Here is a 25,447-nt window from a genome sequence, read left to right as displayed (position 1 = left end):
GCCTTCACCGGTGCCGCGCGCCCAGTCATCGCCCTGCGCAGACGGACCGGGTGCGGCACCAATTCCCGCCCGCAGCCGCCCAGTTCAGCGACCTGTGCGTCCGGTGCCCGCATGGACGACCGGCTGCCGCATCCAGGCGGCTTCGTCTGCTGCGGGCAGCTCAGGAGCGCTGCGGCAGATGACGTACCGGCCGGGGGCCACCACCGAGGGATGGTCTTCCAGTGCGGCGACAAAGGAGCGGTGAATGCTCTCCGGGGTCGCCCGGGGGTCATCGCTCCGGACATACGCCACCAACTCCTCCCCCGCCCCGGAGTCAACGGCGAAGAGGGCCGCGTCCGTACTGCCCGACACCTGGCGCAGAACGTCCGATGCCTGTGCCATATCAACCCAGCACCGGTCGATGAGCTTCCAGCCGTCGCCCCGTTCCGGTCGTGGCAGGCCGATGAGGTCCGGGAGTTCCGCGCAGGGCACCTCCCGGTCGACTGCCGTGACGAGGAGCGTCTCCAGGCCGCGCAGCAGCTGCTTGATCTCCGCGGTGGAAAGGAAGGCGGTGTCCGCCATGATGTGAAATATGTCGTCGCCACCCGGCACGTTGGGGCCCGCGTCCAGAAAGAACGTGGCGTTCTTCCGCTCCCAGCTGCCGTTCACGTACACGGTGGACTTCTCGGCCAGCTTGCGGAGTTCCGCGCCGGAAAGTTCCGTGCCGGCTCCCGGGCGTTTGAGGTACCGGCGGTCGTTGATGAATGCTTCGAAGAGGTCGGTGTAGACGCCGCGTTCGTGGTTCCGGCGTGCCACGCGCTCGTACAGTTCGACGGGGTCACACTGCGCATTCATGATGGTGTCTATAGCCGTCTTCCCGACGTCCCGGATGACTTCGGTGAATCCGCGGTGTCCGACCGGAACCGCCATGAGGGAGTTTCCCAGCGCAATGCCCACCATGTCGCTGAAGTCCTCGACGAATCGATTGTTGCTCACCGTCTTGAGGAGGACGTTGCTGTTTCCGGTGACGGAACTCAGCACCGCCGCGGTCGCTGCGGCCAGTACGGCGGGGTTGGTGACGCGGTAACGGCCCGCGAGGATGTTCAGCGACTCGGAGATCGCCTCCGAATTCATGGACACATTCACGTAGCGCGGCCGGGCGGGTTCCCTTTGGGGGTAGGAGAACATGCGCGCGGGTGTCGCCCGCAACGCAGCCTCCCAGTAGCCGAGCGTGCTCTCGGACTGCCGGATCCCCTCCCGCGTCGCCTCGTACGCAGCCCGGTCCAGCGGCTGGTACGCCGCGCTCCGCAGCAACGCGGACTCGGCGCCCTCCGCCACGATTCGGTGGAATTCATCCTCAAGTATGCGCTCGCCCACCCCGTCGATGGTGATGTGAGAGATGACGAACAGGACCCGGTTCGGCGAGCCGTCGACCTCGACCACCGCGACCCTCGTAGGCCACTCTTCGGGGAAGGTGAAAGAAATGTCGTGATGGATGTCGAGCCATTCACGTGCCACCGCATCGACTTCGGCTGGACCGGTTGACAGGATATCGACCGACAGGGCGCCTTCCGCGGTCACCTCCTGCATCGGCTCTCCGCCGTCGGAGACGGTGAAGCGCGTCCGCAGCGCCTCATGGCGTTGCACGAGAGCGCCCAAGGCAGCCAAGACGTCCCGCGTGGAATGCCTTTCGGGGATCTTGAATTGCAGAGCCTGATTGTAGAAGTGATCCTCCGGCTTGAGCCATTGCGTGTCATTCCACAGAAGGCGCTGCGCCCACGTCAGACGCCGGGTGTCGCGACGGCAGCCGGAAAAGCGGATCTCTGCCACCCGGGATGGTTGCACGGTGCTCTCCTTGTCGCGCGATTCTCCGCCTCGACCTGCCTCGTTCGGCCAGTTGTCACCGCCCTGGCAGAGCAGCGTCCGGAGAGGTCGGTCACCGCGCTCACCCGTCACCGCGGTCGATGCAGCGCACCCACGGTCACACCCCTCCGGACGCCGAGCGCAAACTCGCCGTCCGACCGTTCATCGCCGTTCCGCAGATCAGGCACCGTCGTGATCGTTTCTGGCGCCTCACCAGTTCCCTCTTGCCCATCCGTTTCCGTCTTGCCCACCCGTTGCGCTTCCAAAACAAGGCGGTCGGCCCGTCGGACGGCACCCCAGGACACTTTTTGACGCCTCGTCACATCGCCGCACCCCAGCGGCAATCGCCATCGGTGCGCGCCCAGAGAGAGCCCCCCGGCCCGTCATTCAGGCGTGGGCGTCGTCCGTCGTGCCGTCGGGCGGGGTGACGGCGATCCGGTCGGTTGCGATGGCCTGCGCGAGGGAGAGGCGGTCGTACGCGAGGTCGGCGCAGGTCGCGGCGTCCATTTCGAGCCGGGCGTCCGGGTGTTCGGCGGGGCCCTCGCGGTAGCCGGGCGCTTCGCCGTCGAGGGTGAGGTGGAAGGTGCCTTCGTCGAGGACGACGTCGAGCACGCCGGGGCCGTCGGCGAAGTGGTCGGCGATGCGGGTCATGAGCGGTACGGCGAACCAGTGGGCGCGTACCGCGTCGGTGGGGCGCGGGCTGCCGAGGTCGGGCGCGCCCCAGTCGGCGAGTGCGGTGAGCACCGGCAGCAACGCCCGGCCGCGCCCGGTGAGTTCGTAGACGAAGGCGGCGCCTGGCGGGGCGAGTCTGCGGCGGGTGACCAGTGCGTCGCGCTCCATGTCCTTGAGGCGGGAGGCGAGCATGTCCGTGCTGACGCCGGGCAGGTCGGCGTGGAGTTCGGTGTAGCGGCGGGCTCCGCCCAGGAGTTCCCGGACGATCAGGAGCGTCCAGCGGTCGCCGACGGCGTCCAGGGCTCGGGCGACGGCGCAGTACTGGTCATAACTTCGGCGCGGCATGACACCAGCATAGACAATCGGTTGGACTTTCCAAGTGGCAACTTGGTAAAACCAAGTACGGTGAGGGATACGGAAGCCGCCGCGCCGCGGTGAGCGAGGAACCGGGAGGCCGCCGCATGCAGTTCAAGCAGTCGAGCAAGATGGCCGACGTCTGTTACGAGATCCGCGGGCCGGTGATCGAGCACGCCGACGCGCTGGAGGAGGCGGGTCACAGCGTGCTCCGTCTGAACACCGGGAATCCGGCGCTGTTCGGCTTCGATGCGCCCGAGGAGATCCTCCAGGACGTGATCCGCAACCTCTCCCGTGCGCACGGCTACACCGAGTCGCGCGGCATCCTCCCCGCGCGCCGGGCGGTGGCCCAGCACTACCAGCGCAACGGCCTCCCCGATGTCGGCGTCGACGACATCTATCTCGGCAACGGCGTATCGGAACTCATCTCGATGGCGGTCCAGGCCCTTCTGGACGACGGTGACGAAGTCCTCATCCCGGCCCCCGACTTCCCGCTGTGGACAGCGGTCACCGCCCTCGCCGGCGGCACCGCGGTGCACTACATGTGCGACGAGTCGGCCGACTGGCTGCCCGACCTCGACGACCTCGCGTCGAAGATCACCGACCGGACCCGCGCGATGGTCATCATCAACCCCAACAACCCCACCGGCGCGGTCTACCCCCGCGAGCTGCTGGAGGGCATGCTCGACCTCGCCAGGCGGCATCAGCTGATGGTGTTCGCCGACGAGATCTACGACCGGATCCTGTACGACGACGAGGTGCACCACCACGCCGCGGTGCTCGCCCCCGATCTGGTGTGCCTGACCTTCAGCGGGCTCTCCAAGGCGTACCGCGTCGCCGGATTCCGCTCCGGCTGGCTGGTCGTCTCCGGGCCCAAGCAGCACGCCGCCGACTACCTGGAGGGCCTGAGCACCCTCGCCTCGATGCGGCTGTGCCCGAACGCGCCCGCGCAGTACGCCATCCAGGCCGCGCTCGGCGGCCGGCAGAGCATCGAGGGCCTGGTCCTGCCGGGCGGCCGGCTGCGCGAGCAGCGCGACGTGGTCTGGGAGCGGCTGAACGAGATCCCTGGTGTCTCCTGCGTCAAGCCCAAGGGCGCGCTGTACGCCTTCCCCCGGCTCGACCCGGCCGTGCACAAGATCCACGACGACGAGAAGTTCGTGCTCGACCTGCTGCTGCGGGAGAAGATCCAGGTCGTCCAGGGCACCGGGTTCAACTGGCCGCGCCCGGACCACTTCCGCATCCTGACCCTTCCGCACGCGGACGACCTGGACGCGGCGATCGGCCGGATCGGCCGCTTCCTCGCCGGCTACCGGCAGTGACGGACGGCCTCGGCCCCGCGCCGCCGCGCCGCCGTCCCGCGCCCCGCGCCAGACCGGCTCCGCCCGGCGGCGCGGGGCGTGGACGCGGGTGACGACGGCCTGCCGTCACCCGCGCCTCACCTCCTCACTCGAATGGACGTACGACTCTGAGTGAGCTGCCCTCCCCCAAAGCCGCCAGCTTCCGCGGCCGGTACCCGCCCCTCGTGACCGGCGGAGCGCCTACGCCCTTGAGCGCATCGGCCGCAGCCGCTTAGGTGGAGGACGGCAAGCCTGCCGCCACCCTGGAGGGGAGAGGGAACCCATGCCCGTACGGCCTGCGGTGACGGAAGCGGAACTCGAAGCCCATCTGCACGGAATATGCTTCAAGACGGGTCCGCCCCGGCTCATCGGCGTCGAGATCGAGTGGCTGGTGCACGATGCGCGCAACCCCCGATGTCCGGTGGAACCGTCCCGGCTGCACGCCGCCGCCGACGCGCTGCGCGCCCTCCCCCTGGAGTCCCTCCTCACCTTCGAACCCGGTGGCCAACTGGAGCTCAGCTCGCTGCCCGCGACGTCGCTGACGTCCTGCATCACGTCCGTCGCCGCCGACCTCGCGCAGGTCAGGCCCGCGATGCTGGAGCGGGGCCTGGGCCTGGCAGGGCACGGCCACAATCCCTGGCACGCCCCGAGCCGGGTGCTGTCCGAACCGCGCTACGACGCCATGGAGGCGTACTTCGACCGCTGGGGATCGGCCGGCCGCTCCATGATGTGCGCGACCGCTTCGGTGCAGGTGTGCCTGGACGCCGGGCACGAGGAGCCGGGGCCACTCGGGCTCGGCAGGCGCTGGCTGATGGCGCATCTGCTGGGCGCGGTGCTGACCGCCGCCTTCGCCAACTCGCCGACCAGCGAGGGCTGTCCCACGGGCTACCGCACGACCCGGCAGGTCGTCTGGTCCCAGCTCGACCCGGCCCGCACCCTCGCGCCGCCGCTGGACGGCGAGCCGCGCGACGCCTGGGCGCGCTACGTCCTGGACGCGCCGGTGATGTGCATCAGGTCGGGTGAGGGGACCTGGGACGCCCCCGACGGCCTCACCTTCCGCGACTGGGTCCGCACCGGCGGCCCCAGACCCCCGACGCTGGAGGACCTCGACTACCACGTCACCACCCTCTTCCCACCGGTCAGGCCGCGCGGCCACCTGGAACTGCGCATGATCGACGCGCAGGCGGGCGACGCCGGGTGGGTCGTGCCGCTGGCCGTCACGGCCGCCCTGTTCGACGATCCGGAGGCCGCCGAGCGCGCCTACCGCATCGTCAAACCCCTTGCGGAGACGGCGGGTTCACGGCCCGCGCCGCGCAACCCGCTGTGGCGCAGGGCCGCCCGCGGCGGGCTGAGCGACCCTGAGCTGCACGCCGCGGCGCTGGCCTGTTTCACCGCCGCGCTGGACGCGCTGCCGCGGCTCGGCGCCTCGCCCGAAGTCCTGGCGGCGGTCGCGGAGTTCACCGACCGCTATGTGGCCCGCGGACGCTGTCCCGCCGACGACCATCTCGACGCCCTGTACGCAGCGGAGACCGCAGGCGCCCCGCGGGGCGGGCCGCCGGACGCCGATCCGGCGGACGCCCTGGACCTGTCCGGATTCCTGGGCATGGGCGGCGCGGGAGGGGCGAGCGGCGTGGGGCACCCGCAGGACAGCACAGGCACCGCTGCCGAGGCCGACCTCACCCCTGGGAAGGACAGCCCGTGACCTTCGACCCCGAGTCGCTGCGCGCCCGTGCGGCCACCGCGCTGCTCGCCGCCCGCGACCGTACGCACCTGCTGACCACCTGCGTCGATGAGCCCGAGCTGGTCGCGCAGCACTCCCCCCTCATGTCGCCGCTGGTGTGGGACCTGGCGCACATCGGCAACCAAGAGGAGCAGTGGCTGCTGCGCACCGTCGGCGGGCGGGAGGCGCTGCGCCCGGACATCGACTCCGTCTACGACGCCTTCGAGCACCCGCGCGCCACCCGCCCCTCGCTGCCGCTGCTCGACCCGGCCGAGGCGCACGGCTATGTCTCCGAGGTCCGCGGCCGGGTCCTGGACGTCCTGGAGCGCAGCGCGCTGCGCGGCGGCCCGCTGCTGGACGCCGCCTTCGCCTTCGGCATGATCGCCCAGCACGAGCAGCAGCACGACGAGACGATGCTCATCACGCACCAACTGCGCAGCGGCCCCGCCGCGCTGACCGCCCCGCCGCCGCCCGTCACATCGGACGGCATCCTGCCCGCCGAAGTCCTCGTCCCCGGCGGCCTGTTCACGATGGGCACGTCCACGGAACCCTGGGCCCTGGACAACGAACGGCCCGCGCACCGCCGCATGGTGCACGCCTTCCTCATCGACACCGCGCCGGTCAGCAACGGTGCCTACCTGCGCTTCATCGAGGACGGCGGCTACGACGAGCCGCGCTGGTGGTCGGCGGACGGCTGGGCGCAGGTACGCGAACAGGGGCTGCGGGCCCCGCTGTTCTGGCGCCGGGAGGGCGGCAGCTGGCTGCGCCGCAGGTTCGGGGTGACGGAAGAGGTGGTGCCCGACGAGCCGGTGGTGCACGTGAGCTGGTACGAAGCGGACGCGTACGCGCGCTGGGCGGGGCGGCGGCTGCCCACCGAGGCCGAGTGGGAGAAGGCCGCCCGTCACGACCCGGTGGCCGACAGGTCGCTGCGCTACCCGTGGGGCGACGAGGACCCGACGCCGTCCCACGCCAACCTGGGGCAGCGGCACCTGCGGCCCGCCCTCGTCGGCAGCTATCCGGAGGGCCGGTCGCCGCTGGGCGTCGGCCAGTTGATCGGCGACGTGTGGGAGTGGACGGCCGGCGACTTCCTGCCCTATCCGGGGTTCGCCGCCTTTCCCTACCGGGAGTACTCGGAGGTGTTCTTCGGCGACGCGTACAAGGTGCTGCGCGGCGGCTCCTTCGCGGTGGACCCGGTGGCCTGCCGGGGCACCTTCCGCAACTGGGACCTGCCGGTCAGGCGGCAGATCTTCGCCGGATTCCGTACCGCGCGGGACGCCGGTGTCCCGTCGGACGCATGAGCCCGGCGGTCGCGGCCCGGGACGACGCACACCGGGAGAGGCGGTAGCCGATGTGCCGTCATATCGCCTATCTGGGGCCTGCTGTCCCCATCGGCCAGGTGCTGCTCGAGCCCCCGTACGGGCTGTACCGGCAGTCGTGGGCGCCACGCCACCAGCGGCACGGGACGGTCAACGCCGACGGGTTCGGCGTCGGCTGGTACGCGCCGGGCGACCCGGTGCCCGCCCGCTACCGGCGGGCCGGTCCGATCTGGGCGGACGAGTGCCTGCCAGGCATCGCGCGGGTGGTGCGCACCGGCGCGCTGCTGGGCGCCGTCCGCGATGCCACCGAGTCGGGGGCGGACGCCGAGGCAGCCGCCGCGCCGTTCGCCGGCGGGCACCACCTGTTCAGCCACAACGGCGCGGTGCGCGGCTGGCCCGATTCATTGGCCCCGCTCACCTCCGCGCTGCCGCCCGCCGAGCTGCTGCGGCTGGCGGCCCGGTGCGACGCGGCGTTCTGCTGGGCGCTGGTCCTGCGCCGGCTGGCCGTCGGCGACGACCAGGGCCGGGCGCTGGCGCACACGGTCGCCGCGGTGGCCGAGGCGGCGCCCGGCTCCCGGCTCACCTTCCTGATGACCGACGGCACCAGCATCGCCGCCACCACCTGGGGCGACACCCTCTTCCACCTGTCGATCCCCGGAGGCGGCACGGTCGTCGCCTCCGAGCCGTACGACGACTCCCCCCACTGGACCGAGGTGCCCGACCGCACGCTGCTGCGCGCCACCCGCACCGACGTCCGCCTCACCCCGCTTGAGGAGCCCGCACCGTGAGCCCCTTCTCCCTCACCCGCACCCTGCCCGCCGATGCCACCACGGCCGCCCTGCGCGCCGACGTGTCCCAGGGCCTGAGCCGCACGCCCAAGCAGCTGCCGCCGAAGTGGTTCTACGACGCACGGGGCAGCGAGCTGTTCGACGAGATCACCCGGCTGCCCGCCTACTATCCGACCCGCGCGGAACGGGAGATCCTGCTGGCCCGCGCCGACCGGATCGCGGCGGTCACCGGCGCCCGCACCCTGATCGAGCTGGGCTCCGGCTCGTCCGACAAGACCCGTCACCTCATCGACGCGCTGACCGGGCTGCACTCCTACGTACCGGTCGACGTCAGCGGGTCCGCGCTGGAATCGGCGGGCCTGGCGCTGCTCGCCGACCACCCCAGGCTCGACGTGCACGCGCTGGTCGCCGACTTCCAGCAGGGCATGACGCTGCCGCCGACACCCGGACCGCGGCTGCTGGCCTTCCTCGGCGGCACCATCGGCAATCTGCTGCCTGCCGAGCGCGCGGTGTTCCTGCGCACCGTGCACGGCCTGCTCTCCCCCGGCGACGCGCTGCTCCTCGGCACCGATCTGGTCAAGGACGAGGAGACGCTGGTCGCCGCGTACGACGACCCGGACGGGGTGACGGCCGCCTTCAACAAGAACGTGCTGCTGGTCATCAACCGCGAGTTGGGCGCCGATTTCGATCCGGCGGATTTCGCGCACGTCGCGGTGTGGAACGCCGATGACGCCTGGATCGAGATGCGGCTGCGGGCCCGCCGTGAACTGACCGTGAAGATCCCGGCGCTGGACCTCGCGGTGCCGTTCGCCGCGGGCGAGGAGGTGCGCACCGAGGTCTCCGCCAAGTTCCGTGCGGACGGCGTGCGGGCCGAACTGGCCGCCGCCGGGCTCGACTTGGCGCACTGGTGGACGGACGACGCCGGGCGGTTCGCCCTGTCGCTCGCGGTACGCCGCTGACCTGACGGGCCGGCGCACGGCCCGCCGTACCCGGGGGACGCCCCACGCGGCATCCGGCCGGTGTGACCCGTCGGGTTGCGCCGGGCGGGTGCCGCGGCATCCGCCCGTATGGTTCGATGCTTCGATCACACGTGCGTACCGGCGGCGCGCTGCGGGCGCGGCCGGTACTCGTCCAGGGGCAGGGGTAGCGGTATGGGGACGAGGCTGGACCGGCGGGGTTTCCTCAGAGGGGCGGCCGGGCTCTCGGCGGCCGGTCTGCTGGTGGGAGTGGGCGGCGGGTTCCCGGCGTCGGCGGCCGAGCGCCGTACGGCCACGGTATCCGCGCTCGACTGGATGTCGGCGGTGGGCGACGCGACCCCCGTGCAGCGGCTCAGCATCCCCGGAACCCACGACTCCGGCGCCCGGCACGGCGGCCCCTGGGTCGCCTGCCAGAACACCGCGGTCGACGCGCAACTGGCCTCCGGCATCCGCTTCCTCGACGTGCGCTGCCGGGCCATCGACGACGTCTTCGCCATCCATCACGGCGCCTTCTACCAGGAGGTGATGTTCGGCGACGTGCTCAACGCGTGCCGGGACTTCCTGCGGGCGCACCCGTCCGAGACGGTGCTGATGCGGGTCAAGCAGGAGTACTCCGAGGTCGCCGCCGAGGAGTTCCGCCGGATCTTCGACATCTACCTCGACGACAAGGGCTACCGCTCGCTGTTCCGGCTGGACGCCGGGCTGCCCGCGCTGGGCGAGGCCAGGGGCAAGGTCGTGCTGCTGGCGGACTCCGACGGGATGCCGGGGGTGCGCTACGCCGCCCCGGAGCTGTTCGACATCCAGGACGACTACATGACCGAGCCGTTCGGGAAGTGGCCGAAGGTCGAGGCGCAGTTCCGCAAGGCCGTCGCCGAGCCGGGCAAACTGTTCGTCAACTACGTCAGCACCGCCGCCCTGCTCCCGCCCCGCTCCAACGCGGACCGGCTCAACCCTCAGGTCAAGAGCCTGCTGGAGGGCTCGGACGGCAGCGGCTGGCAGGGCCTCGGCATCGTGCCGATGGACTTCCCGAACGAGTTCGGCCTGGCCGAGACGCTGATCCGGCACAACGTCGGCGCGGCACTGGCCTGACCGGCGGGCACGCCGCGCGCGGCACGGCAACTCCCGGCCGCGCGCGGCACCTTGCGCGACAGGACACCGAGGAGTGCCCCGAAGGGCCTTCCCGGAGGGGCCCCGCGGGAGTAGGCATGGCGGGACCACCGCTGCACCTCGCCCGAAAGGCCCCCATGCGCGCGCAGGATCCCGGAAAGCGTTCCGACACCACCGAGTCCCGCCGGCAGCCGCGCACACCCACACCCACCGCGGCGCCCGCCGTCGGACCCGGCGTGGCAGGCGGCGCGGAGCCGTCCGCCGCGGCGCTGCTCGCGTTGCAGCGCAGCATCGGCAATGCCGCGGCGTCCCGCCTGGTGGACGAGGCGCGGCACCGGCACGGCGCCGACTGCGGCCATCAGGAGGCGCCCGCGGTGCAGCGCTCCGCCGTGCACGACGTGCTGCGCGGGTCGGGGCAGCCCCTGAACGCGCCGGTCCGCGAGGAGATGGAGGCCCGCCTGGGCGCCGACTTCTCGGACGTACGCCTGCACACCGACACCACGGCGCAGCGCTCCGCATCCGAGATCGGCGCCCGCGCCTACACCTCGGGCAGCCACATCGTGATCGGGTCGGGCGGCGCGGACCGGCACACCCTCGCCCACGAGCTGACCCACGTCATCCAGCAGCGCGAGGGGCCGGTGGCGGGCACCGACCACGGTGACGGGCTCGCGATGAGCGACCCGTCGGACCGGTACGAGCGCGCCGCGGAGGAGAACGCCACCAGGGTCATGCAGGGCGCTGCCCCCCAGGCGGCCCCGCGGGCGGCCGAGGGGCCGACGCAGCCGTCACCGGAGTCCGCCGCCCCGGCGCCGGGCACAGGGCCGGTGCAGCGCAAGCTCGAATACGGGGCGTGGTCGGGGAAGTACATCAAGAACGAGCAGTTCATGAGCCTCTTCCCGCCGACGGAGCGGGGGGCGGGAGCCGAGGGTTTCGAGGCACCCTTCCTGGACCTGGTCAAGCAGGTGGAACAGGGCGGGCGCGAGGTGTACTTCCAGGAGCAGCCGCCGTCGGTGAGCGGCGCACGCGCGTCGTTCAGGGCCGACGGGGGCAGCGGAAGCCTCGTCATCCAGCCGCCGGCCGAGGGCGCGGGCCCCGCGGTCCTGCGGGAGTTCGCCACGACGCTGACGCACGAACTGCAGCACGCGGTGGACTTCATCAACAAGCGCTTCCCCGCCGACAAGGGGGTGAAGTACGCGGACGACACGGAGCAGAACAAGAAGATCGGCCACCTGGCCGCCGAGCTGCGGGCCTTCGGCGTCGAGGCGGCGGCGGGCGCGAAGCTGGCGCTCGGCGACCACTACGCCGTGGGCGAGAAGCCGTTCAGCTCCCTGGTGTCGGCGCTGAGCAGTTCCTCGATCTCGCCGGAGCAGAAGGCGCTGGCCATCGAGTTCCAGCACCTCGCCTCCTACGCGCGTACCCCGAAGGGCATACTCGCCGCCTTCGGCCCGGCCATCAACGTCAACTCCAGCAAGCTGCTGGAGCGGACCGCCGCCTACCTCAGCCAGTACGAGATCGTGCCCCGGATCCCTTCGTCGGCCGACACCCTTGAGTGGCTCAGGAACAGCCCGCAGGCCGTGACGTCCGGTCTCGCCGAGGGCACCCAGCTGTATCTCAGCCGCAGGCCGCAGCTGAAACAGTAGGCCGCCGGCCGGGCGCCGTGGTCGCGGGCGCCCGGCACCGGCCGCCCCGCCTCAGGCGCCGCCGCGCGGCTGCACCGCCTTGAGGACGGACGGCAGCGGGTACCAGTCGGCGGTGGCGAAACTGGCGTGGGCGGCGGCGAGTTGGCCCACCCTGGCCAGCGCGGCGGCCTCGGTCGGGCGGGTGCCGTCGATCTCCGGCGGCACCTTGTGCGCGTCGGTCATCACGAGGAGGTAGTGGCGGGTGTCGTACCAGGCGGTGTCGATGCCGTCCTTGAGGTAGGCCGACGCGTCGCCGTCGAAGACCACGAACCAGGGGCGCAGGGAGCGGTCCTGGTACCGCTCGCGGGGGTCGCCGGGCGCCGCGCCGTGCACCGCGGGGAAGGCCGTCGATGTGGCCAGCCGGTCCTGTGCCGCCAGATCCTTGAGGTGGGTGGCGTACTCGACGTCCGTCCAGAGGTGGTCGAGCGGGTTCTTCTCCTCGACGGTGCCGGGGATCAGCTCGATCAGGAACTTGCCGGCCAGCGCCGACCGGTCGGGCCAGCCGGCCGCTGCCGCCTCGTCCAGGGTGGCGTGCCCGGCGGCCAGGTTCCCGGGGCCGTAGACCGCGTCGCCGAGTTTCCCGCGGACCAGGGCGTCGAACTCGGCGGGGCCACGGCCGCCCTTGGCGTTGAAGCCGTCCTTCATCTCGACCTTGACGAGTATCGGCCGGTGGCCGGGGTGCGCGTCGTGCCAGGCCCGCATGTCGGCGAGGCAGCCGCCGAGGTCCTGGTTACGGTCCTTGGCACGCAGGTCGGACGCGCGGGACGCGTTGACGCAGTTGCTGTTGCTGCCGAGGGGATTGCTGTGCGAGACGCGCCAGGACGAGCCGAAGCCGTTGGACCAGACGTCGAGTTCGAGCAGCGCGGCGCCGGAGTCCAGCGCGTCCGCGAAGTACGGGTACTTGTCCTTCTCGTAGGCGTTGTGCACCCCCACGCTCGTGCTGGTGGCATACGTCGCCGCGGCAGGTTCGGCGCCCGCCGGAGCGCTCACCACGACCATCGCCGCCGCCGCGACGGCGACCGCTGCCCCGCATCGGACCTTGTTCAACTGTCCCGCCCTCCGTCTGGATCCCCCCGGCCGTGCGGACACTGCGCGGCCCGGCGCCGGTCGGCCGTGCGGCCGAATGGGCAGCAGCGTACGGGAGTTGAGGGTGTGCGGGGTGGGGCGCTGCGCATCGCGGCACGCCCCGGTTTCCGGTCGGAGTGATCATCGGGGCACCATCAGGGCTGCACCGGCCGGCTTCGCGGGCCGGGCAACCAACGGAGGAAGCATGACGAACCGTAAACCGCACACCGCCCTGCCACTGGCCGCGGTGGTACTGACCGCGATCGTGGCGCTGTACATGGCGCTGGTCGCGTTCGGCAACATCACCGACTTCGGCACCAACCAGGATTTCGTGCGCCACGTCCTGGCCATGGACACGACGTTCAAGGACAAGGACCTGATGTGGCGGTCGATCACCTCGCACACGGCGGCGGACGTGGCGTATCTGGCGGTCATCGCCTGGGAGACCGCCGCCGCGCTGCTGCTGGCCGTGGGAGCCGCGTGGTGGGCCGTGCGGATACGGCACGAGGGAGGCAAGGGGCGGCTGTTGTCGACGCTGGGGCTGCTGATGGTGCTGGTGCTGTTCGGGGCCGGTTTCCTCGCCGTCGGCGGTGAGTGGTTCGCGATGTGGCAGTCGAAGGACTGGAACGGGACGGAGGCCGCCACCCGCAACTTCACCGTCGCGGGGATCGCGCTGCTGGTGGTGCAGCTGGCGGGGATGGGGGAACGGCGGGCCGAGCCGGTCGCGTAACGGCGGTGCCGGTCACCGGAGTCGGGGGGGTGCTCCCCCGGCTCCGGTGGCTCTGGCCATCAGGCGATGCGCGGTCACCAGGCGATGCGGTAGCCCGTCAGCCAGTCGGACGTGCCCGCGCCGCCGCGTTCGGCGCGAGCCGCCGCGGCCTCGCGGGCGCGGGCGCCTTCGGGTGTGCCGACCCGCCCGGCCAGGCCGGCGCTGGTGGCCACGACCTTCTCGACGCGGTCCCGCCGCAGCTCTTCGAACGCGGTGAACGCGGCGCGCGGATCGGCGTGGTCGCGCAGCGCACGGCCGAGCACCACGCCGTCCTCGATGGCCATCGACGCGCCCTGGGCGGCGTTGGGCGCAGCCGCGTGGGCCGCGTCGCCCAGGATGACCATGGTGTCGTTGTGCCAGGTGGGCGTGGTGGTGATGTCGTAGGAGTTGGAGGCGATGACGGTGTCGCCGGTGGCGCGGACGATGGCGGCGGCCGGGGTGTCGTCGTCCGCGAAGAGTGCGGCGATGCGCGAGCGCCAGTCGGCGGGGGTGCGGTCGGCGACGCCGTCCCCGGTCAGTTCGTCGCCGGGGACGTTGGCGAACCACCAGACGTCTCCGTCGGGGGCGCGGGTGCAGCCGAGGAAGGCCCGCTTCCCGGCGATCATGGTGTAGGTCTCGGGTGCGAGCGGGGTGTCGATGCCGTGCGCATAGCCGCAGACGGTGTTCTGGCCGGTGTAGCGGGGCCGCGGGGCCGCGGGGTCGATGAGGGTGCGGGTGGCCGAGTGCAGCCCGTCGGCGCCGATCAGGACGTCGCCTTCGGCGGTGCTGCCGTCGGCGAAGGACGCCACGACCCGGGCGCCGTGCGGGCCGCTGACCGTCTCGGCGCCGACCAGCCGCTTGCCGTGCCGGACGGGGATGCCGCGGCGGGCCGCCTCGTCGTGCAGCACGCGGTAGAGCGTGGCCCGCCGCAGGGTGCGGGGGCCGAGCGCGCTGCCGTCGTCGATGCCGGAGATCGGCCGCTCCCCCCGCAGTTGGCCGTCGTCGCCGATGAGCGCGACCCGCCGGGCGGGGAAGGAGTGGTCGACGACGGGGCCGTGCGCGTCGATCACCCGCAGCGCTTCGAGGCCGTTGGTGAAGACCACGAGGAAGGCGCCGACGTCATCGGCGCCGGTCGGGTACGCCTCGAAGATCTCCGCTTCGATGCCCGCCTTGTGCAGGGCCATCGCGGTCACCGCTCCCGCGATGCCGCCGCCGATGATCAGGGCCTTCTCGGTCATGCGCTCCCCTGTCCTGAGCCGGCCCGGGCCGGCGGTGGTGCGGCCCAGGCGGGCCTGCGGATACCGGATCAACGTACCCGCGGGCCCGCCGGGGCGGCCGGGAAAGCGCGCGCCGCGGTGCGGATCAGCCCGCCGCGTAGACGTCCTCGATGTAGCGGCCCGACGCGGTCAACTCCCGCAGCCACGCGTCGGATTCCGCGTCGGAGGCGCCGGTGCGGGCCGCGTGCACCTCGCGGAAGGCGGCCCGTACGCCGGGTGCCATCCGGCTGCCGTCGCCGCACACGTACACCCGCGCCCCGTCCTGGAGCAGCCGCCACACCTCGTCGGCCTCGGCGGCGATGCGGTGCTGGACGTAGCGCCTGCCGTGCTCGGGCCTGGCGCTGAAGGCCGGGCGCAGGGCGATGGCGCCCGCCGTTTCGGCCGCGGCGAGTTCGGCGGCGTGCAGGAAGTCGGCGTCCGGGTCGTCGCAGCCGAAGTAGAGCAGCGCGGGGGTCGTGGCGCCGGCGGCGACGCGGTCGGCCACCGCGCCGCGGAAGGGCGCGAGGCCGGTGCCCGCCGCGACCATGATGACGGGGGCGGGGTCGGCCGGGTCGAGCCGGAACGCCTCCCGGCAGGGCTGCACCCGGGCGAGTACGGTGTCGCCGGGCCGCAGGCTGTGCAGGTGTCCCGATCCGGTGCCGCCGGGCAGCAGCGAGATCATCAGGTCCGCGTGCCGGGGGTCGGCGGCCGGCGACGACGACAGGGAGTAGTGCCGGGGGCGCAGCGGCGGCAGCAGGTCCAGGATCACCGGCCAGGTGAGGGCCTCGCGGAGCGCGGGGTGCGCCTCGATGAGGTCGATGAGGGTGCGCGGGTCGTCGTCGGTGAGGTTCTCCAGTGCGGCCTTCTCGGGCGGGCAGGGGTTGAGCGCCGCCAGCACCGCCCGGTCGCCGGGGGCGGGCCTGGTGCCCAACTCCAGGTGGTGGGTGAGGAGTTCGCGTACCGTCAGCGGCCGGTCGACGGGCAGCGCGGGGCGGCCGGGGCGGCTGTCGTGCAGGGCGATGACGGTGTCCTGGTCCACGCCGAGTGCGCGGGCGGCCCGGTCGACGGCGGCCGGGGCGTTGACCGGCAGTACCGCGAGGTGGTCGGCGGTGCGGTAGGACGTGCCGTCGGGCAGCGCTATCCGCAGGAACCGCTTGGGCCGCGGCCTGCCGGGGGCGGTCAGGTCGTACGCCTCGGTGACGGTCATCGGGACGACGTCGTGGCGGGCGGCGAGGGCGTCCAGCGGGCCGCCGGTGATCTCGGTGACGGTGCGGGCGGCGGCGTCGGCGGCCGGGGCGCTCGCGCCGATGCTCGCCGGGTCGCCGATGCGGGTCAGCAGTTCGGTGCGGAGCGCGGCGCCGAACTGCTTGACGGTGCCGGTGAGATCGCCGGACGCGTCGGCTTCGGCGCGGGGCAGCAGCCGCTCGCCGCCGAGCGCGGCGAGCCGGTCGTCGATGCGGAGCGGCACGTGCTGGTAGGTCGCCGCCCAGTTGCGGTCGCCGACACCCAGCACCGCGAACGGCACGCCGTCGGCCGCCCCGTCGGGCGCGGTGTCCAGCCAGCGGACGAAGGCGGCTGCGTCGTCGGTGGGCTGTCCGTTGTAGGAGGCGGCGACGATCACGGTGGGGCGGTCGGCTGGCAGCGCGCCCGCGTACGCGTCGAGCGGTGCCACGGCGGTGTCGAAGCCGATTCCGGTGGCCTCGTCGGCGAGGCGCTCGGCGAACTCGCGGCAGGTGCCGTAGTTGGTGCCGTGCAACAGCAGCAGCCCGGTGCCCTGCGGGACGCGGGTGGGCAGCCCTTCGGTGGCCGCGGGCGCCGCGTCGCCTTCGTCCGGGGTGCTCCCGGGGAGCACCGCGAGGGCGGCGCGCACCGCGGCGCGGTCGGCGGGGGTGCGGGCGGCGAGGCGCAGGGTGAAGTCGTCCGGCTTGAGGGTGAGCGTCTCCTTGATGCGCAGCTGGTAGTCGCCGTGGTCGATCAGCCGGTAGCGGTGGGCCAGCAGGCCGAGCAGCATGGTGGCCTCGTGCAGCGCGAACTGCCGCCCGATGCAGGCGCGTTCACCGGTGCCGAAGGGCTTGTACGCGTGCGGGGAGCGGGCCGCCTCGGCCTCGGGGCAAAAGCGGGACGGGTCGAACAGCTCGGGGTTGTCGCCCCACACCGGGTCGCGGTGCAGCATCGGCGTGAGCACCGTGACCTGCTGTCCGGCGCGGACCGGGTAGCGACCGCCGAGCAGGGTGTCCGTGCGGGCCTGGCGGGTGAAGGCGGCGGCGGTGGGCCACAGCCGCAGCGCCTCGTTGAGCACCTGGCGGGTGAACGGCAGCTTGGCGATGTCGTCGAAGGACGGGTCGGGGTCGCTGTCGTCGCCCCACAGCTCGTCGGCCTCGCGCTGGACCATGCGCAGCGCGACCGGGTCCTTGAGCAGGTGGTAGAGGGCGAAGGACAGGGCGCCCGACGTGGTCTCGTGTCCGGCGATCAGGAACGTGATGACCTGGTTGCGGATGTTGGCGAGGTCGAGCGCGGGCCCGGCGGCGGCGTCCTGCGAGGCGCCGAGCATCAGGCCGAGGAGGTCGTCGTCGCCGCTGACGCCGCTCTTGGTGCGGGCCTCGATGACCTCGTCGACGACGGACGCGAGGTGGTCGGCGTCGGCGCGGAAGGCCGCGTCGTCGGCGGAGTGGTCGCTGCCGGGCTCACGGGCGAACTTCGTCATGCTCCACTGGAGGCAGCGCACCATCGACTCGACGAACGGGTGCGGGGTGTCGCGCGCGAACGACTCGAAGTCGAAGCCGAATCCGGCAAGTCCGATGGTGTCCAGGGTCATCCGGGTCATGTCGTCCGCGACGTCGGCTGCGGTGCCGTCGGCCGCCTTGCGGTCCCAGGCGGCCATCACCCGGCGGGCGACCTTGAGCATGGCCGGGTGGTAGGTGCGCATCGAGCCGAGCGCGAAGGCCGGCATCAGAACGGCGTGCGCCTTGGCCCAGTTGGGCTCGTCGTTGTACGCGGTGAACAGTCCGTCACCGGCGAACTCCCGTACGTCCTCCAGGACGACCGACACGCCCTTGGCGAAGCGGGTCTCGTCCGCGACCTCGGTGACCAGGTCGAGCGAGGAGAGGAAGATCGTCTCGCGGTCGTTGAGCTTGCGCTTGAACACCGGGCCGTGGATACGGGCGAGATCCATGGTCGTCTGGATGGGGGCGGCGGAGAGCCCGGCCGCCGAGATGTCGGCGACCGGTATGCCGTCGCCGCCGGTGGGTGCGTCGTCGTGGAGCGCGATCAGGTCGGTCATGTCTCCAGCGTGAGGGGCCCGGTGTGCAGGTCCTGGCCGGTCGACTGCATGATTGTGCAGTGAATTCTTCCCGCCGGGTCTTGCGGCGGGCCGGAGAAGGGTCGGACGAGGGGTCATGGACGACGGAACCGGCGCGGACCCGGCCGGATGCGACGGGCCGCGGCACCCCCGGGGTGCGTGGCCTGACGACCCTGCGGGCGACGCGCTGTGCGGCCCGGACGACGGCGCGGAACCCGGCGGTGGCCGCCCGGATCCGGCGGCACCGTACCCGGAGCCGGGCGGCGCGTACCGGGACGGCCCCTGGCGCAACTACTTCCTCATCCTGCTCGACCGCATCCCCATGCCGATCGCGGTGTGCCGGGCGGACGGCCGGGTGCTGATCGCCAATCCGGCGATGGCCGAGCAGTGGGGCGCGGCCCCCGGCCGGCTGCCTGGCCGCAATCTGCTGGACCTCTTCCACCCCCGCGACACCGCCCAGTTGGACCGGCTGACCGAGGCGCTCCGGATGGGCCGCAGGTCGCGCTATCCGGTGGCGGTGCGCTGGCGTGACAGGTCGCAAGGGCTGGAGCGGGAGGGCGAGCTGACGGTCGATCCGGTCGGCGACCCCTCGGTGCGACCGCCCGCCCTGCTGGCGCTGCTGCGGGTGCGCGACACCGCGCCGCCGCCCCCGCCGCGCGACCGGGCCGGCCCGGTCGAGGCCCGGATCCTGGCGCTGGCGGCCGGCGGCGCCACGACGGCGGCGATCGGGAAGGCGCTGGGCCTGACCGTGGACGGCGTCAATTACCACCTGACGCAGCTGTCCCGCCGCTGGCGGGTGCAGGGCCGTACCGCGCTGGTCGCCAGGGCCTATGTGCTGGGCGTGCTGGACCGGGACAGCTGGCCGCCTGAGCCCGCCTGAGAGCCGGTGCCTCAGCCGTCCGCGTGCCATCGCGCGGCCCCGCGGCGTACTCGGACGCGCGTACGGATAACCTCCCTGATGTGCAGGAAAAGCAGCCCGCGCCGTTCGAGCGCGGAACGGACGGCCCGAAGGTGATCGTCGTCGGCGTCGACGGCTCCGACTCGTCGTGGCGTGCCGCCGCCTACGCGGCAGGGCTCGCCCGCCGCCAGGGGGCCATGCTGGCACTGGTCTACGTCCAGCCGGTGCTGCCGGCCGGTGCGACCATGGGCGCTCCGGTCGTGGACGTCACCCACGAGGTGGCCGACGAGCTGATGGCCGAGATCCGCAGGTCGACCGAGCGGCTCCAGGGGATATACGACATGCGGTGGGAGTTCCACACGCTGCGCGGGGATCCGTACGCGGGCATGGTGCGGATGGCCGACGAGCTGCGGGCGGACGCGGTGGTGGTGGGCGCGTCCGAGTCGGCGGGGCACCGCATCATGGGCTCGGTCGCGGTCCGTCTGGTCAAGGCGGGGCGCTGGCCGGTCACGGTCGTCCCGTAGGGCCGCTCGGTCGATCGGGCCGGACGCCGCGAGCCCGGCCTTCCGCTGGGCGGACCGCTCCGCTGGTGGGCGGCCCGGTGCTGAGGCACCGTGGAGGTGCACGGGCGGAGCGCCGCCCCGGCGAGGGAGAGCACCGTGACCGACCGCACGTACCGGGTGACCGAAATCGTGGGCACCTCCCACGAGAACGTCGACACCGCGATCCGCAACGGTGTCCGGCGCGCTTCGCAGACCCTGCGCAATCTCGACTGGTTCGAGGTGGTCCAGGTACGCGGCCACATCGTCGACGGCGAAATCGAGCACTACCAGGTCGGCCTGAAGGTCGGCTTCCGGCTGGAGGACGCCGGCTGACGCCTGCCGCGTGTCGCCACGGTGAACTCCCGGGCCCCCGCCGGATACACCGGGAGTCGCCTTCCGAAGGGGCCGTCGACGGTCCATGATGGTCCGCCGTCAGGCTACGACGGAGGGCACGGAGGTCAGGCATGGGTCTGCGCGCGGGACACGGCGTACTGCGCCGGAAACCGATCGAACACATCGAAGAGGCGGAAGGCGGCTCGGGCCAGCAGCTCACCCGCGTGCTCGGGCTGTGGCAGCTGACCGCCATCGGCGTCGGCGGCATCATCGGCGCGGGCATCTTCACGCTGGCCGGTACCGTCGCCAACGGCAAGGCCGGTCCTGCCGTCCTGATCTCCTTCCTGATCGCGGGCATCGCGAGCGCCGCCGCGGCCTTCTCGTACGCGGAGTTCGCCGGGCTGATCCCGAAGGCGGGGTCGGCCTACACGTACGGCTACGCGGTGCTCGGCGAGCTGGCCGGCTGGTTCATCGGCTGGGACCTGCTGCTGGAGTACACCGCGATCGTGGCGGTCGTCGCGATCGGCATCTCCGGCTACTTCAGCTTCCTGGTGGGCGAGTTGGGGGCGGATCTGCCCGCCTGGATGCTCGGCGCACCGGGTACCGGTGAGGGGCACCGGGTGGACCTGTTCGCCCTGGTGCTCTGCCTGCTGATCGCGTACCTGCTGACGCTGGGCATCAAGAACGCGGCGCGGTTCGAGATGATCGTGGTGGGCCTGAAGGTCCTGGTGGTCATCGGCGTGATCGCGGTCGGGTTCTTCCACATCAAGACCGGCAACTACTCGCCGTTCTTCCCGTTCGGGGTGAGCGGCGCGTTCACCGGCGCCGCCACCGTCTTCTTCGCGGTCTTCGGATACGACGCGATGAGCACGGCGGCCGAGGAGTCCAAGGACGCGCAGCGCCACATGCCGAAGGCGATCATCTATTCGCTGGTCATCTCGATGGTGCTGTACGTGCTGGCCTGCCTGGTCCTGACGGGCATGCAGAACTACAAGGACATCGACCCGGAGAGCGGGTTCTCGACGGCGTTCAAGTCGGTGGGCCTGGGCAGCCTCGCGGACGTCATCGCGGTCGGCGCCATCATCGGCATTCTGACGGTCATGTTCACGTTCATGCTCGGGGTGACCCGGGTGTGGTTCTCGATGAGCCGGGACGGGCTGCTGCCGAAGTGGTTCGCCAAGACGCACCCCACCCGGCACGTGCCGACCCGGGTGACCTGGATCGTCGGCGCCGCCTCGGCGGCGATCGCCGGGTTCCTGCCGATCGGCGAGGCCGCCGAGTTGACGAACATCGGCATCCTGCTGGCGTTCGTGGTGGTCTGCGTCGCGGTGATCGTGCTCCGCTACAAGCGCCCCGACCTGCCGCGGACGTTCCGCACGCCGGGCATGCCGGTGGTGCCCGCGATCGGCGTGGTCTTCTCGCTGTGGCTGATCACGTTCCTGGAGTGGCAGACCTGGGTGCGGTTCGTGGTGTGGCTGCTGGTCGGCCTCGTCATCTACTTCGGCTACTCCTACCGGCGGTCCGAGGTGGCCAAGGCCGAGCGGCTGGCGGAGCAGAACGACAGGCCGTAGGGCACTACGGGCGGGTCGCCGGGCGGGAAGCCGGCGGCCCGCCTTTGTCGCGTCAGAAGACGAACGGTCCCGGGGTCTGGGCCGATGTGGCCTTGCAGGTGGCGGTGATGCCGAAGACCACGACCTTCAGCGAGGTGGCTTCGAGGCTGTCGCCGGCGGCGACCGTACCGGTGAGGGGGCCGGTGGAAACGGCGCTGCCGGAGGGGATCGCGGGGTTGTCGCTGCCGCTGAAGGTGGTGGTGCCCGAGCCGTTCTTGGTCATCGTGAGGGTGGAGTTGACGGCGCCCGCGCCGACGTCGAGGGGCGCGGTGATCGCCGACGTGGACAGGCTGATGGTGGCCGCGGTGCCGTCCTGGGTGGCGGTGAGCGTCGCCGTGCCCGAGCCGTAACTGCCGCAGTCGAAGCCGATGGTGGCGGTGTCGGGGGTCACCGCGCCCGCGGCCGGTGCCATCGCGAGGGTGCAGGCGAGTGCCGTGCCGACGGCGAGTGCGGTACCGGTTCCGAGCGTGCCGTGTCTCATGGGGGATCCGCCTTCGTGAGGGGAAGAGGGCAGGCCGGCGCCGGGCCGTCGGGGTGCTGGAGGGAACGGCAGGGCGTCCCACGGGGCCGCGGTGCGGTCCTGTGGCGGCCACCCGGGATCTGATGGGTGGTCAGCGACCTGAAGCGCTGACCATTGAGGCACGGGCCCCTGAAGAGAGCAAGGCCGACACCTCATGATTTTTGACGTGTCATTGTCAAACAACCCGCCGGGGCGTGACACGGCGGCACTCGGCCCGACCTCTTGACGTGCACCTGCCCGACCTCAAGAATGAGCGCGCCCTGACATCGTTGTCGGCACCCTCCGGGCCGTGCTCCCGGCGGACCGCCGCGCAGCGACGACTCCGGAGGTCCCGACCCATGCCATGGCTCAGTCGCACCCGGCTGCGCACCGCGGGCGCGGTGCTGGTTGCCTGCCTCGTCGGGGGCGCGCTCACCGCCCCCGCCGCGCAGGCCACGTCCTCCAACGGCCCGCTCACCGACCTGGTCAACCCGTTCATCGGCAGCCGGAACGACGGCAACACCTACCCGGGCGCCGCCGTCCCCTTCGGCATGGTGCAGCTCTCCCCCGACACCGGCCACACCACCGGCTACGACTACGACGACACCCGCATCCGCGGCTTCAGCGCGGTGCACATATCCGGCGTCGGGTGCGGTCTCGGCGGCGACCTGCCGGTGCTGCCGACGACCGGCGACATCACCGAGACCGACTACGCGAAATACGCCGCCGCCTACCGCCACGACGACGAGTCCGCCCGCCCCGGCTACTACCGCGTCGGCCTCACCTCGTACGGCGGCATCGAGGCCGAGCTGACCGCCACCGCCCGTACCGGCAAGCAGCGTTACACCTTCCCGGCGACCGGCAAGGCCAACGTGCTGCTCAACGCGGGGCAGGCGCTGCACAAAGTGACCTCCACCCGGGTCGAGGTGCTGGACTCGCACACCATCCGCACCTCCGTCACCGGCCACGGCTTCTGCCAGGACACCGCGCCGTACACCGTCCACACCCTCACCCGCTTCGACCGGCCCTTCGCGTCCTACGGGACCTGGGAGGGCGACACGGTGCGGCCCGGCTCCCACGGCTCCACGGCCACCGGCAGGCACGGCGCGTACGCCCGCTTCGACACCCGCGAGGACCGCACCGTCGAGGCGACCACCGCGATCAGCTACGTGGACGCGGCGGGCGCGGCCCGCAACCTCCGTGCGGAGGGCGGCCGTTCCTTCGACCGGACGAAAGCGGCGGCCGACGCGGCCTGGCAGCAGCGCCTCGGCCACGTCGCCACGCAGGGCGGCGGCACGACGCTGCGCCGCACCTTCTACTCCTCGCTCTACCGGTCCTTCCTCGCACCGAACATCGGCAGCGACGTGGACGGCCGCTACACCGGCTGGGACCAGAAACCCCACCGGGCGCGCGGCTTCACCTACTACCAGAACTGGTCCCTGTGGGACACCTATCGCACCCAGGCGCAGCTGCTGGCGCTCCTCGCCCCGCGCGAGTCCCGTGACATGGCGCTTTCGGTGCTGCGGATCGGCAAGGAGAGCGGCTGGCTGCCCAAGTGGGGCTACGGCACGGTCGAGACGAACATCATGACCGGCGACCCGGTCACCCCGTTCCTCACCAACGCCTACCAGCAGGGACTGCTCAAGGGCCACGAGGAGGAGGCGTACGCGGCGCTCAAGAAGAACGCCGACGGGGTGCCGCCCGCCGATTCACCCGCGGTCGGCCGGGAGGCCAACACCCCTTACCTGAAGCACGGTTTCGTGCCGTACATCAAGGGCCGCACACACACCAAGCCCGGCGACTCGGACTACGACCACGGCGCTTCGGCGACCCTCGAATACGCGCTGTCGGACGCCATGCTGGCCCAGATGGCGCGCGATCTGGGGCACCGCGCGGACGCCGACAGGTACGCGGCCAGGGCCCGCAACTACCGCAGCATCTTCGACACCTCGACCGGCTTCTTCCGGGCGCGCGACGCGCAGGGCGCCTTCACCGGACCCGCCGACCCGGCCAAGAGCGAGGGCTTCCACGAGGGGACGTCCTGGCAGTACCAGTGGATGGTGCCGCAGGACCTGCCCGGGATGATCGGCCTGATCGGCGGCAAGGAGAAGGCGGACGCCCGGCTCGACGCGTTCTTCGCCTACCAGGAGCTGCTGAAGGACCCGGAGAAGACGGCCCGTGAGGTGTGGGTCAACGGCCCGTACGACTACTACAACGCGGACAAGTACAACCCGCAGAACGAGCCGGATCTGATCGCGCCGTACACCTACCTCTCCACCGGGAAGCCCTGGAAGACCACGGACGTGGTGCACGCGGCGCTGACCCTGTTCACCGACACCCCGTCCGGGATGACCGGGAACGACGACCTGGGGACGATGTCGGCGTGGATGGTGCTGTCGTCGATCGGGGTGTTCCCCGTGCAGCCGGGCACCGACAGCTGGGGGCTGAGCACGCCGGTCTTCGACCGGGTGGACCTGACCCTGGACCGGCGCTACTACCCGGCGGGCCGCTTCACCATCACGGCACCCGGCACCTCGACCGCCCACCGCTACGTACAGTCCGTGGCCCTCGACGGCCAGGCCCGCGACCGTACCTACCTGACCACCGACGACCTGCGCTCGGGCCGCCAACTGGCCTTCACCGTCGGCCCTGAGCCGTCCGGCTGGGGCACCGGGGAGCACGACGCGCCGCCGCCGGTGGGCACGTCAGCCGGAGCACAGCAGGCCGATCGCCAGAGCTGAGATCACCACGGCGGACACCACCGCCGTGACGGCCCGCCCCCGTGCGCCGGTCAGCACCCTGCCCAGGGCCGCTCCCCCGGCGGCGAGGAACAGCTGCCAGCTCGCGGACGCGGTGATCACCGCGACCACGAAGGCCACGCCCCTGGCGGTGCCGAGGCCACCGGCCCCGGTGCCGCCCGCGAGCACCAGCGCCGAGAAGTAGAGGATCGCCCAGGGGTTGACCAACGTCAGCCCCAGGAAGGCGAGATAGGCCCGTCCTGGGCTTCCCAGGACGTCCCGGCCCGCGTCCGCCGGGTCGCTCCCGCGGGCCCGCAGCGCCCGTACGGCGGTGCGCAGCGCCATGGCCAGCAGGATGACGGCGGCGGCCGTGCGCAGCGGGCCCGCCACCGGGGCGAGCGCGTGCGAGAGCGCGGCGCCGCCGGCCACCGCGAGCAGGGCGTAGAGACCGTCGGCGGTCGCCACCCCCAGCGCGGCCGTCGCCCCGACCCGGAACGAGGTCCGTGCCGTCACGCTCACCAGGAGTACGGCCAGCGCCCCGACGGGCACCGCCAGCGCATACCCCGCCCACAGCCCCGGCAGAAAGCCCTCGGTCAGCACTGCGCTCAGCGTCCCGCTCCACTCGCCCATGCCGCCAGCATCGGCGGGCCCGGACGTTCGGGTCCATC

Annotated in this window: 20 protein-coding genes; 13 read left to right on the top strand and 7 right to left on the bottom strand. The window is 72.2% G+C overall.

Translation table 11 applies throughout. The features are described from left to right. Positions 1–84: 84 nt before the first annotated feature. On the bottom strand, positions 85–1,824 hold the full coding sequence (locus ACIBK8_RS06860; protein ID WP_399040532.1) for a condensation domain-containing protein: 1,740 nt from the start codon (positions 1,822–1,824) through the stop codon (positions 85–87). A gap of 405 nt (positions 1,825–2,229) precedes the next feature. Then, positions 2,230–2,859, bottom strand: a complete 630-nt coding sequence (locus tag ACIBK8_RS06855; protein ID WP_399040531.1) for a winged helix-turn-helix transcriptional regulator — start codon at positions 2,857–2,859, stop codon at positions 2,230–2,232. 116 nt (positions 2,860–2,975) lie between these two features. Here ACIBK8_RS06855 and ACIBK8_RS06850 point away from each other — a divergent pair, with 116 nt between their 5' ends. The 7 genes from ACIBK8_RS06850 to ACIBK8_RS06820 all read left to right on the top strand — a co-directional run bounded on the left by ACIBK8_RS06850 (position 2,976) and on the right by ACIBK8_RS06820 (position 11,753). After that, the gene (locus ACIBK8_RS06850; protein ID WP_399040530.1) at positions 2,976–4,187 is read left to right on the top strand and encodes a pyridoxal phosphate-dependent aminotransferase; all 1,212 of its coding nucleotides are present in this window, start codon (positions 2,976–2,978) and stop codon (positions 4,185–4,187) included. Between the two features lie 301 nt (positions 4,188–4,488). After that, the gene (egtA, locus tag ACIBK8_RS06845) at positions 4,489–5,907 is read left to right on the top strand and encodes an ergothioneine biosynthesis glutamate--cysteine ligase EgtA (protein WP_399040529.1); all 1,419 of its coding nucleotides are present in this window, start codon (positions 4,489–4,491) and stop codon (positions 5,905–5,907) included. Further along, complete coding sequence (egtB, locus tag ACIBK8_RS06840) at positions 5,904–7,223, top strand: ergothioneine biosynthesis protein EgtB (RefSeq protein ID WP_399040528.1); 1,320 nt, start codon at positions 5,904–5,906, stop codon at positions 7,221–7,223. Before egtA ends, egtB begins: the two co-directional genes overlap by 4 nt. A gap of 50 nt (positions 7,224–7,273) precedes the next feature. Beyond that, positions 7,274–8,029 (top strand): ergothioneine biosynthesis protein EgtC, encoded by a 756-nt coding sequence (gene egtC / locus ACIBK8_RS06835; protein WP_399040527.1) that lies wholly within the window; start codon positions 7,274–7,276, stop codon positions 8,027–8,029. Then, positions 8,026–8,988 carry an L-histidine N(alpha)-methyltransferase gene (gene egtD / locus ACIBK8_RS06830; protein ID WP_399040526.1) on the top strand — a complete coding sequence of 321 codons (963 nt, stop codon included), beginning with the start codon at positions 8,026–8,028 and terminating at the stop codon, positions 8,986–8,988. Before egtC ends, egtD begins: the two co-directional genes overlap by 4 nt. 192 nt (positions 8,989–9,180) lie before the next feature. After that, a complete protein-coding gene (locus tag ACIBK8_RS06825) occupies positions 9,181–10,095 on the top strand; it encodes a phosphatidylinositol-specific phospholipase C (RefSeq protein WP_399040525.1) in 915 nt (304 codons plus the stop codon). Between the two features lie 116 nt (positions 10,096–10,211). After that, positions 10,212–11,753, top strand: coding sequence for a DUF4157 domain-containing protein (locus ACIBK8_RS06820; RefSeq protein WP_399040524.1), 1,542 nt, complete (start codon positions 10,212–10,214; stop codon positions 11,751–11,753). Between the two features lie 51 nt (positions 11,754–11,804). Here the strand turns inward: ACIBK8_RS06820 and ACIBK8_RS06815 are convergent, their stop codons facing one another. Then, positions 11,805–12,791, bottom strand: coding sequence for a phosphatidylinositol-specific phospholipase C domain-containing protein (locus tag ACIBK8_RS06815; RefSeq protein ID WP_399040754.1), 987 nt, complete (start codon positions 12,789–12,791; stop codon positions 11,805–11,807). Positions 12,792–13,062: 271 nt separating this feature from the next. On the opposite strand from ACIBK8_RS06815, the gene ACIBK8_RS06810 reads away from it, so the two are divergent. Then, positions 13,063–13,587 carry a DUF2165 domain-containing protein gene (locus ACIBK8_RS06810; RefSeq protein ID WP_399040523.1) on the top strand — a complete coding sequence of 175 codons (525 nt, stop codon included), beginning with the start codon at positions 13,063–13,065 and terminating at the stop codon, positions 13,585–13,587. 74 nt (positions 13,588–13,661) lie between these two features. Here ACIBK8_RS06810 and ACIBK8_RS06805 read toward each other — a convergent pair whose 3' ends face one another. Continuing rightward, complete coding sequence (locus ACIBK8_RS06805; RefSeq protein WP_399040522.1) at positions 13,662–14,843, bottom strand: FAD-dependent monooxygenase; 1,182 nt, start codon at positions 14,841–14,843, stop codon at positions 13,662–13,664. A gap of 124 nt (positions 14,844–14,967) precedes the next feature. Continuing rightward, positions 14,968–18,141, bottom strand: a complete 3,174-nt coding sequence (locus ACIBK8_RS06800; protein ID WP_399040520.1) for a bifunctional cytochrome P450/NADPH--P450 reductase — start codon at positions 18,139–18,141, stop codon at positions 14,968–14,970. 115 nt (positions 18,142–18,256) lie between these two features. On the opposite strand from ACIBK8_RS06800, the gene ACIBK8_RS06795 reads away from it, so the two are divergent. The 4 genes from ACIBK8_RS06795 (at position 18,257) to ACIBK8_RS06780 (ending at position 21,503) form a co-directional block, all read left to right on the top strand. Further along, a complete protein-coding gene (locus ACIBK8_RS06795; RefSeq protein WP_399040519.1) occupies positions 18,257–19,039 on the top strand; it encodes a PAS domain-containing protein in 783 nt (260 codons plus the stop codon). Positions 19,040–19,119: 80 nt separating this feature from the next. Further along, positions 19,120–19,581 (top strand): universal stress protein, encoded by a 462-nt coding sequence (locus tag ACIBK8_RS06790; RefSeq protein ID WP_399040518.1) that lies wholly within the window; start codon positions 19,120–19,122, stop codon positions 19,579–19,581. A 135-nt stretch (positions 19,582–19,716) separates the two neighbouring features. Beyond that, positions 19,717–19,932 carry a dodecin gene (locus tag ACIBK8_RS06785; RefSeq protein ID WP_393681403.1) on the top strand — a complete coding sequence of 72 codons (216 nt, stop codon included), beginning with the start codon at positions 19,717–19,719 and terminating at the stop codon, positions 19,930–19,932. A gap of 131 nt (positions 19,933–20,063) precedes the next feature. Further along, the gene (locus tag ACIBK8_RS06780) at positions 20,064–21,503 is read left to right on the top strand and encodes an amino acid permease (protein ID WP_399040517.1); all 1,440 of its coding nucleotides are present in this window, start codon (positions 20,064–20,066) and stop codon (positions 21,501–21,503) included. A gap of 52 nt (positions 21,504–21,555) precedes the next feature. On the opposite strand, the gene ACIBK8_RS06775 is transcribed toward ACIBK8_RS06780, so the two are convergent. After that, entirely contained in the window at positions 21,556–22,023 is a 468-nt protein-coding gene (locus tag ACIBK8_RS06775) for a hypothetical protein (protein ID WP_399040516.1), read from the bottom strand. 377 nt (positions 22,024–22,400) lie between these two features. Here ACIBK8_RS06775 and ACIBK8_RS06770 point away from each other — a divergent pair, with 377 nt between their 5' ends. After that, a complete protein-coding gene (locus ACIBK8_RS06770; protein ID WP_399040515.1) occupies positions 22,401–24,782 on the top strand; it encodes a GH92 family glycosyl hydrolase in 2,382 nt (793 codons plus the stop codon). Here ACIBK8_RS06770 and ACIBK8_RS06765 read toward each other — a convergent pair. Beyond that, positions 24,747–25,409, bottom strand: a complete 663-nt coding sequence (locus ACIBK8_RS06765; protein WP_399040514.1) for a LysE family transporter — start codon at positions 25,407–25,409, stop codon at positions 24,747–24,749. The two genes, ACIBK8_RS06770 and ACIBK8_RS06765, sit on opposite strands and share 36 nt — an antisense overlap. Positions 25,410–25,447 lie beyond the last annotated feature (38 nt).

The sequence above is a fragment of the Streptomyces sp. NPDC050161 genome (assembly GCF_044460025.1).
Classification (GTDB): Bacteria; Actinomycetota; Actinomycetes; order Streptomycetales; family Streptomycetaceae; genus Streptomyces.
This window is presented reverse-complemented; position numbering and strand designations above follow the sequence as displayed.